Source organism: Pseudofrankia coriaricola, assembly GCF_001854805.1.
In the GTDB taxonomy this organism is placed as follows: Bacteria; Actinomycetota; Actinomycetes; order Frankiales; family Frankiaceae; genus Pseudofrankia.
In genome coordinates, this window is record NZ_MBLO01000148.1 from 1 (window position 1) to 5,739 (window position 5,739).

Genomic DNA, 5,739 nt, shown 5'->3' on the forward strand with positions numbered 1-5,739 from the left:
GGTCGGAGGTCTCTTTCCAGGTGCGGGTGCGCTGGAAGGAGATCCGGTGCTGGTGCAGCAGTTCGCCGAGGCGTTGGCGGCCCACGATGACCGGGGGTACCCCGGCCGGGGGGTGGCGCAGGTAGTCGGACAGCTTGCGCAGGCTCCAGTGGGTGAACGGCAGCCCCAGCGCCCTTGGCCTGGTGCGGGCGACCTCGAGGATGCGGGCCTCGCCGTCTGCGGTGATCCGCCGCGGACGGCCACCTGCCCACCGCGGGTCCAGGCAGTCCAGCCCGCGGTCGTTGAACGCGTGGATGACGTCCCGGACCGTGTCGGGATCGGCGGCGACCAGGGCGGCGATCGCCTCGTTGGTGTTTCCTGACGCCGACGCCAGGATCATCATCGCCCGGCGGATCCTCACCGCGTCGTGCCGACCCCGCCGCACGATCCGCAGCAGGGCTTGTCCCTCCTCGTCCGTCAACCGACGGACATGCACCGGCTTCGCCATCGCAGACCCCTCCCACGAGCAGGAGCAGATACCTGCGCATCACCGCAAACCGAGATCGCCACACCTCGCCCGGCAGACGTTCACGGACAGCGCACTAGTCGTGCCCGGTAGCGGCGGACGCCCCAGCTGCGGTGCTCCAGCTCTGCCGCCATTAGCATCTCCGCCGTGTTGACCCGGTCGGGCGCGAGTTCCACCAGCGCGGCCACCGGGTGGTCTCCGACCAGCGGGAATCGCTTGACCCGGCGGAACTCCCACTGAGGGTTTGGCTGGGACGCGCCGTGACCCCGGACGATCCACTCTTCCCTCGCCGGACTGGCGCCCGGTGGTTTCTCCACGCCCACGTTCAGAATGCCTGCCTTGACTGTGAAGCTTAGGCCCGTGCCGGGGGTGGCGACCGGGCGGGTGCGCTCGCCGGGGTCGATCAGGCGCGCGATCGGCTGTACCTCGCGGTCCGGAGTGGACAGTGCGACGCCCAGGGAGGCATGGCGGAATGCACCTTTGCTCTCCTGGGTCTCAGGTCGGAACGAGCACACCATCAGTAGTTGCCGGAATTCTCGGTAGGGCGTGGACCTTATGTAGGATGGCCAGTCCGCTGGCGCGCCCGCGTGGTCGGCGGGGAGCAGGTCCCAGCCGAATGTGAACCTGCCGCGCAGCGGTCCGTCGTCCGCCGGACTACCGAGCGTGCGCTCGGGCACTAGTTCGACGTCGTGCAACCGGATTTCGGTCATGGGGCGGCTCCTTTGCTCCTACCGCGCAGGTAGGTGAACGCTCCCCAGTCACGATGGTGGGGATACTCGGCGCGAGTGGCGAGTTGGGCGTCGCGGAAGGCTTGCTCCGGATCCGCGCCGTGCACGATCCGAAGGTGCATGTGGTTGTAGAAGTACGTGGCTGGTTCCGGGCGCACGGGCCACAGGCATCCGACGACGGCCTGCGCTCCGGCGGTGATCAGCGCCGACGGGATGCCACGAATGTTGTCCCCGCGGTCGAATCGGCCGAGCGCTGACCCACAGGCGGCGAGCGTGACCAGGCGAACGCCGCGCAGGTCGACTTCCAGGAAGTCATAGGCGAATAGCCGGCCGTCGTCGTCGCGATCTGGGGTGAGGTAGAGGCAGTGCATCCACGGAGCGTCTTGGTCCAACGTTCCGTGTACGGCGACGTGGACGACGTCCGCCGTCGACAGTTCGGCGAGCAGCCTGTCCCGAGTGGCCGCGGGCCCGATGGCGGCGTCCGCGCCGACCGCCTCGGCGACCTTCCGCGCGTGCTCTTCCAGTGCCGGTTCGGCGTAGAGGCCGTAGGGTATGCCACCGGCGGCGGAGGCCAGCACCGCGGTGCGCCGCGGCCGTACAGGGCCCTCGACGGGCGTCAGGGCTTCGAGGCCGGCGATGGTAGTGACCGTCCAGTCGTCGGCGATCATTCGGCTGCCCATGCGGCACAGCGGTATCGGCAGGTAATGCAGCGCGCCGTGCGGCCAGGCCAGGATGCGGTCCTTGCCCTGGGCACGCCACTCGGCCCACCAGTCGTCGGGGCCGAGCGGCAGATCGCCCGACGCCAGCAGCCGGCGGCCCTCCGGCGTCACGTCGGCGAACAGCGGGTCACGTTCGACCTCCGCGCGAATCGCCTCGACCCGATCCGCCTCCGGGTGCCGGTCGTTGTTTTCGTCCGCGCCGTCGCCGAGGTATACGACGAGCTTCCGGCCCTGCCTGGTGACCGCGAACAGCACGGCCGCGCCGCTCACAGCCGCAGGCAGGAACCAGGTCAGCAGCACAGTTCGGTCGTCCAGCAGTTCGTGGGAATTCGCCCAGAGGTGCCGGTCGTCGACGAACGGCGTCGAGCGGCGCTGCAGCTCCTTGTCGATGAACGACGAGATGCGCCACCGCAGGTTCCGGGCGACCTGCGTGTCGTCGTGGCCGCCGGGACGTTGGTCGGCGTCCAGTACGGTCAGCAGGTTCGGCGACGCGCCACTGGAGGCAGCGGGCTGCTCCCAGTCGCGTAGCCTGCCGATGAAGTGCTGAATGTACAGGGGCAGCACGAGCGGACCGTCGATTCGCCACCACGCGCCCAGCTGCGATCCCTTGCCCGCCTGATGCAGTCCGAGCATCAGCGCCATCGGCAGCGTCTCGCTCTCCGCGGCGAGCTGCCAGACCGCTGTGTGAACGAGATCGCGCAGCACCTCGCTGAGTTCGGGCGCGCCGCTCGTGTCGAAGTTCGGCAGGTCCACGATGATGGCATACAGCGCTCCCCTGAGTTCCTCTCCGCGGAGGTCACCCAAGTGCTGCACGAATAGGACCAGGCTCGCCCGCGCCAGTTCCTCGAAGCCGAGCGAGGCGTAGCCGAGTGCCGAGTACGTGTAGTAGCCCCATGGGAACGGGACAGGACCGGCGGCCGGCTCACCCGCCTCGGCCGCCTGGTGATACAGGTCCGCCCTCAGCAGCCGGAATTCCTCGCTCAGGTCGTCGATCACCTGCTGCAGGAGGGCCAGCCCCAGCACCGGCTGTCGCCGGTCGCGGGCGTGTGCGGCCGTGTGCAGCAGCGCCGCCGACCGCTGCGCGGGTGTCCATGACTCCGGGAACGACACCGCGAGCGCTTGGTCGGGACCAGGGCAGTCGATGGGGTCGTCGGGCAGGACGTGGAGCCGCGCCTCGGTCAACTGCCTGCGGTGGGCCGAGTCCCACCGGACGTCGAGTTGCTCTGCCCAGTCAAGCGCGGTGCGCAACAGCGGACGGTCGGCGCGCTCCCGGGCCAGGTTGACGCCCTGGCTGATAACCTTCGCCGTTAAGATCCTGCCGTGGGCGGCGACGAAGTTTGCCAAGGGCGCCCCGAACACCGCCGTGACCAGTTCGTCGACCGTCTCCGCGGGAACCCCATCCACCACCCTGAGTAGAAACAAAGCGAGATCCGACTCCCCGAGGGCGAAGGAGCCGAGTAGTGCCGAGAACGCGGCCTTGGCGGCGTCCCGGTGAACTCCCCGCTCGTCTGCGAGGATCTGCGCCAACAAAGCGAGAAACCGGGGCCTCCGCGTCCCGCCGGCCAGCTTCAGCGCTCGCGCCACCAGGTGTCCGGCCTCAGCCACAAGGCGGGGGGACTCGGCCTGGAAGGGCTCCTCGTCGGTGAACCACGTGCGATACAGGTCCGCCGTGCATCGGGCGAGCCAGGTGGTCTGAGCCTCGCGGGCATAGTCGTCGGCGGCGAAGTTCTCTGGTCCCCGGATAGCCATCCGCAACCGTGCGACGGCCAGCAGCGCCGCCTCCAGTTCGGCGGGGTCGCTCAGGCCATCGATCAGCCTTGTTGCGACCACGTCGGACTCCTCGAACACCGCTCGCTCGCATCGCTCCGCCAGCAGCGGGATGGCCGACTCGACGGTACGGAGTGCCGCGACCCGCCAAGCGGCCTCCATCCCGTAAGCGTCCGCGACCTCGGCTATCAGTCGCCAGTAGACGTACATGAACTCGACCAGGCCGTAGTGGACGAGGAACTCGTCCCGCAACAGCAGGTCCACCATCGTCTCGGCCCACGTGGTGGACACCGCGTCGTGCTCCGCCAGGGCATCCTGGACCCACTCCATGTCGCGCGCCCGCCGCTTCGCCTCCTCCAACGACAGGATCCGGTCGCACACGAACTGCGCCAGCTCCATCAGATCGCCGACGGGGTCGATGTCGATGAGCAACGCGACCGGCGGCTCGTCGTCCTCCTGGCCCGACTCGCCGAAGGGCACAGGGCCGGCGCACACCATCCCCTGTCGCATTTCCACGGCGAGCGTGCGGAGCGGATCGTCCGTGGCGGGTAGCACGTGGGAGACGACCAGCATGACCGAGCCGGAGCCGTCTGCCGTCTCCCGCCAGAGCGGCGGGACTTCCAGGTCGAGGTCCCGCGCGAGGTGCTCACCATCGGGGCAGCGGACGGACAGCACGCCTGCGTTGTCCCACGTGACACACCAAAAGGGATCGACAGGGCGGCCGAAGGGCAGTTCATTCAGCGAATGGAGCACAGGGAGGCCCCATGCGCGCGCGCGGGCGAACAGGCTGCCTCCCGCCCCAACACTCGTGGTGAACGGGCTGATGCCTGCCAGCCCGACCGCCAGGCAAGCCTCTCGGACACCATCCACCTCCACCGTGAACGCGTACCCAGTAATGCTCCGCGACAGCCGCACGCTGATCCCTCACGTCAACCGGTCATGGACGGGTTCAACAGTGACACAGACACTGGTCGGACTTGCTCGCTTTCTGGACGTCCGACCTGCACCCCTTCACTCGCGGCCTGCGCAACGACCACGACGCCGTCCTCGCCGACTTCACCGGGCCCCACAGCTCCGGCGATGTCGAAGGCAACGTCAACCGCATCAAAATGATCAAAAAGCAGATGCATCGGCGGTCCTCGGGTGTGGCGGGGGCATTGACTGAGCGGCCGGCGGCCACGCTGGGCTCATTCGAGGACTGCGGTGGCGATCTCAAATCCGGCGAAGCCGGTGAGCCACTCGATGGGCTGAGTTGCAAACGGATCGTCGACGTGCTTCACCAGCAGTTCGACCATATCCGCAGGGAGTGGTCTGGCTGAGCGGATCTCCAAGGAGTCGTTCTGGTTCGAGAACCAGTTTGTCCACTCGTCGAAGTCCCAATCGAGCTGGCTTTCCAGAGCTGCTTTCGTTTCGTGCAGGGTTGTTCGCCGGTGCGCAAGCCGTGCGCCCGCCTCGTCGTCCGTAGGTGGGGGAGTGAACGCGTCCCTCAGCCACCCGGGAGGCTCGCCCAGGGTGTCTGCCAGGCTTGCGGATCCTCTCGATCTGCGGAGGAGGTCAAGGACCGTCAGCAGGTTCGGTCGAGCGTCGGCTGACGGCAGGTGATCTTTGCTGTCCTGGCTGTGGAGGAGTGCTCGCGCCGTGGGGTGGGCGGTGGTCCGGGCCCTGCGGCCACGGCCTCGGGGATGCGCTGCTGGTCGGAGGCCGGCGAGGATGCGGTCGGTTCGGTTGACGACGAGCATGCGGATGGACGAGGCGGCAGGTTCCTGCCGGAGTTCTCGGCCGTGGAGGCGGTCGTCGCTGTGGCCCGTTTCGTAGTCGGTCTGCTGACCGCCAGGGTCTCGGCGAGGTAGCTCACCGTGATGATCGATAGCTGATCGTAGTGAACCCGGCGGCCGGCTCGTAGGCCCGGCGCCTGGGGACAGGCTTCTGACCTACATCCGCCAGTTGGGCGTTGATGTTGGGGTCTTGTAGATCGTCGTAAGAGAACAGGTGCCTGCCGCGCAGGGAGAATCGGGGTTCT

The 5,739-nt window shown here is 68.2% G+C and carries 5 protein-coding genes; all 5 read right to left on the reverse strand.

Annotated features, from left to right (window positions below):
• A partial coding sequence (locus BCD48_RS20655; RefSeq protein WP_071048425.1) for a helix-turn-helix domain-containing protein occupies nucleotides 1-487 on the reverse strand: 487 nt, incomplete at its 3' end.
• Between the two features lie 80 nt (nucleotides 488-567).
• Nucleotides 568-1,215 (reverse strand): hypothetical protein, encoded by a 648-nt coding sequence (locus tag BCD48_RS20660; RefSeq protein WP_071050065.1) that lies wholly within the window; start codon nucleotides 1,213-1,215, stop codon nucleotides 568-570.
• Nucleotides 1,212-4,394: a CHAT domain-containing protein gene (locus tag BCD48_RS20665; protein WP_071050066.1), complete on the reverse strand. Its 3,183-nt coding sequence runs from the start codon at nucleotides 4,392-4,394 to the stop codon at nucleotides 1,212-1,214. The genes BCD48_RS20660 and BCD48_RS20665 overlap by 4 nt, the downstream gene beginning before the upstream one ends.
• A gap of 254 nt (nucleotides 4,395-4,648) precedes the next feature.
• Nucleotides 4,649-4,849 carry a hypothetical protein gene (locus BCD48_RS50760; protein WP_131804068.1) on the reverse strand — a complete coding sequence of 67 codons (201 nt, stop codon included), beginning with the start codon at nucleotides 4,847-4,849 and terminating at the stop codon, nucleotides 4,649-4,651.
• Nucleotides 4,850-4,906: 57 nt separating this feature from the next.
• Nucleotides 4,907-5,458, reverse strand: coding sequence for a hypothetical protein (locus BCD48_RS50765; protein WP_131804069.1), 552 nt, complete (start codon nucleotides 5,456-5,458; stop codon nucleotides 4,907-4,909).
• Nucleotides 5,459-5,739 lie beyond the last annotated feature (281 nt).